Annotated in this window: 3 protein-coding genes; all 3 read right to left on the reverse strand. The window is 48.1% G+C overall.

Annotation, left to right across the window (positions count from 1 at the left end; genetic code table 11):
- Positions 1 to 88 precede the first annotated feature (88 nt).
- On the reverse strand, positions 89 to 1594 hold the full coding sequence (locus JUI58_RS01205; protein WP_204101918.1) for a serine/threonine-protein kinase: 1506 nt from the start codon (positions 1592 to 1594) through the stop codon (positions 89 to 91).
- 105 nt (positions 1595 to 1699) lie between these two features.
- The gene (locus JUI58_RS01210; RefSeq protein ID WP_204101919.1) at positions 1700 to 2146 is read right to left on the reverse strand and encodes a hypothetical protein; all 447 of its coding nucleotides are present in this window, start codon (positions 2144 to 2146) and stop codon (positions 1700 to 1702) included.
- 41 nt (positions 2147 to 2187) lie between these two features.
- Entirely contained in the window at positions 2188 to 3321 is a 1134-nt protein-coding gene (locus JUI58_RS01215) for an anhydro-N-acetylmuramic acid kinase (protein WP_204101920.1), read from the reverse strand.
- Positions 3322 to 3534: the final 213 nt, after the last annotated feature.

The following is a 3534-nucleotide window of genomic DNA, read 5'->3' on the forward strand; positions in this document are numbered from 1 at the left end:
ACTATCAACTATCAACTATCAACTATCAACTATCAACTATCAACTATCAACTATCAACTATCAACTATCAACTATCAACTATCAACTATCAACTACTAGACGGGTATTGGGTTTGCACGGCTTCTAACTTCATTAAAATCTTGGGTTTTAACTTCTCAAATTCTTGTTTGAGTAGGTTTTTGCTCATGGTGGACTGACCTGCATCGCGCAATCCCTTACTGGTATTAGCCCAATGCAATAGGCGCTTGCACTGTTCGGGATCGATGGTAGAACTCATAACGTGTTGACACTTAGAGGCATTTTCCATGGCAAAAAAGAGCATTCGATATTCTCCTGATTCTCCCAGTAGGCGCGTCGTGTTTTGACCCATAGGAGTTTTCAAGTCTAGATAGCAAGGCAACCAACGCGGACCGTGCTGGGGACTGTAAAGTACCGTGATCCATAACAGCATGGGATGGGGAATCGTAGAAAAGAGAAATTGATTGTAGCGGGTACTCAAACGACGATTAAAAATATCTTGCTGTTCGATCATAATCCAGAGAGTTGAAATCACTCCTTTGGGGGTGCGAATGAAGCGAGGAAAAACAATTTTTTGCTGAGGCATTGTTTTGGGCCAAGCCATTTGCAGGCACAAGTCTTCGAGGGATGATTCTGTGGGGGTTTGCTGGCGATCGCCCTGGGTGTCTTTTTCGATTTTACCCGGATGGCGATCGCGATCGTAGCGTTCGGCGAGGGGGGAAATAACCTTAAGAATTTCCTCCATATTCTCTGGGCGATCGTTGGGCTTTTTCGCCAGACACTGCATAATCAGGGTATTGAGTTCGGGAGGAATATTAAATTCAGATTTGAGAGGCAGAGGTTTAAAATCGTGGTGTGCTTTATACCAACCCCCAAAAGAGTTATTTTCCGGCAACAGGGGCATTTCATTGGCCAGCATCTCGTACATCATCACCCCCAAACTGTAAATATCGGAGCGACGATCTAATTCTTTTCCCTCCATTTGTTCTGGGGAACAATAAGCGAGAGTTCCCATAAAGGAGTGAGTTTGTTCGCGATTTTCTTCAATCAGTTTAGCGATCCCAAAATCGAGAATTTTCACTAATTCTCCCAAGGTGGCATCTTCCATCAAAAGAAGATTACTGGGTTTAATATCGCGATGAATAATTTGATTTTTTTCGCCTTTAAAAATAATCCCCGCGTGGGCGCATTGCAGCCCGAGACAGGCTTGACGGATAACTCTTAAGAAGCGAGAAAGAGAAATATCCCGCTTGCGAATCAATTCGCTGAGACTTTCTCCTTCGAGAAATTCCATCACGTAATAGGGGACTTCTTGGGAATCAACCCCGTAATCTCGAACTCGGACGATATGAATGGTTTTTTCTGCTAATAAAGCACAAATTGTCGCTTCCCGCTCGAAGCGATCGCGCATTCTTTTATTGAGCAGAGTTTGAGAGAGAAATTTGACCGCGACAATTACACCTCCAAGCAGAGTATCTTCGGCGCGGTACACTCTTCCCATCGCTCCTTTGCCAGCGAGTTCGAGGAGATGATAGCGGTTGGCCAATATGCGATCGGTATAGGGGTCTTTTGTCATAATCGGACTCCAATCCTATCAGAGAGGAGGTGGGTTCGCATAAATACTAATGACACGTTAAAGATTAACGAATAACCAATAATCAATAACCAATTAGGTTGCGATTTAGATGCGTTCTAAGCTGGCTTCCATAATTGTAGTTAAGGAATGACCTGTGAGAATCCCGCTCGAGAGATGATAGGTATTATCATCTAATCGGTAGAGGGTTTCAAAGCCACTCTGTCGCTGGCGTTCATCGTCGCTAATAACCATATAGCGCTGAACAATGGATTCAGGGGCGATCCAGCCCTCCCCTTCAACTCGACCTAACAAACTATGTTGAAGAACGAAATTATACTGACGCTCTCCCGATTCCAGACGACCCCGATATTGCAATGAAATGGCTGCGCGATCGCTTTGGGGAAATTCCAGTTTAGTCACCCATGTAAACCAATTTTGTTGTCCCCAAGCGATGATGGTTCTGCCTTTAACGGCAACGGGCAGTTCATTCCGTTCTAACCAGTTGCCTTGCAGAATCCAACGTCCTTCCTCCAATAAAAAGGTATGAGCCACAATAACATCCTTTCGATATTCCTCTCTCAGTATACCCTTCCTCAGAAGAAAGGATGAATGTCTCCAAGGGGTAAGGGTTGGCTTGCTCCGGTGACTTGGGGTAAATTGCCAGGGCGATCGCCGATGCGCCAGTAGGCTAGGAGGGCAAAGGCGATCGCTTCTTTGAAGTCGGAGTTAACTCCCATTTCATCGACGGTGAGGACTGTGGCGGGGGAGAGGTGTTGAGCCAAACGCTGTTTGAGATAAGCATTACGGTTTCCTCCTCCCCCTAGGAGAACTTCTTTGGGGAAGTGGGGGAGAAAATTGCGGTAACTGCGGGCAATGGATGCGGCAGTCAGTTCGGTGAGGGTAGCCAGCCAGTCTGCTTGGCTCAAGTCTTCTTCGGTATCCTCTAGGCATTGTTCTAGGTATTCTCTCCCAAAGAGTTCCCGTCCGGTGGATTTGGGGGGCGGGAGGCGGAAAAAATCCTGTTGCAGCCAGCGTTCGACGAGTTTGTGATGGGGAGTTCCTTGGGCTGCCCAATCTCCGTTGCGATCGTAGGTTTCTCCCCCATCGGTGAAGCGTTCGACGGCAAGATCGATGAGGACGTTGGCGGGCCCGGTATCCCAGCCGATGACTTCCCTTTCTCTTTGCAGGAGGCGGGGGGGTAGGTAGGTGACGTTACCAATGCCGCCGAGGTTCTGCACGCAGCGATATTCTTTGGGATGGCTCAGAAGTGCCAGATCGAGGCGGGAAACGAGGGGTGCGCCGTGACCTCCGGCGGCAATATCGGCAACGCGAAAGTTACTGACGGTGCGGGTTTTGGTTATTTTGGCGATGAGGTCGCCTCGTCCCAGTTGCAGGGTATAACCGATCGCGTTTTCCTTGGGGGGACGGTGAAAGACGGTTTGACCGTGGGAGCCAATTAAGGTGGCGGAGGGTTGGTTTTGCTGGATATCGAGGGACGCGATCGCAAATTGTCGGGCGATCGCGTCATCGAGTTTTGCTAGTTCTTCTAGGGAAATGCGATCGCCGCCGCAAACTCCGAGGATCTGCGATCGCAGTTCTTCGGGATAAGCATAAGTTTCCCCGGCCAGCAAGTTGACGCTGATATCGAGGTCATCTCCGGTAATTTCGGTTAGCACTGCATCAATTCCGTCTACGGAAGTGCCGCTAATTAAGCCAACAACTATCATTAAATACAACAAGGAACAATTTTGATTATCGGCGATGGGCGGGCTTTCGGACAAAGTCAAGAACCGCTATTGACGCAAAGCGTCCAATAGCGGCTTGGAAGAATCAGTTTCCAACACAAGTCTTGTCTACCGCTACGAGTCGTTATCTGGCACGGACTTCCAGATATTTCCCTAGTCTGGACAAACTCCAAGCTCTCTGATTAGAGCGCTCTA

The organism is Spirulina sp. CCY15215 (assembly GCF_016888125.1).
In the GTDB taxonomy this organism is placed as follows: domain Bacteria; phylum Cyanobacteriota; class Cyanobacteriia; order Cyanobacteriales; family Spirulinaceae; genus CCY15215.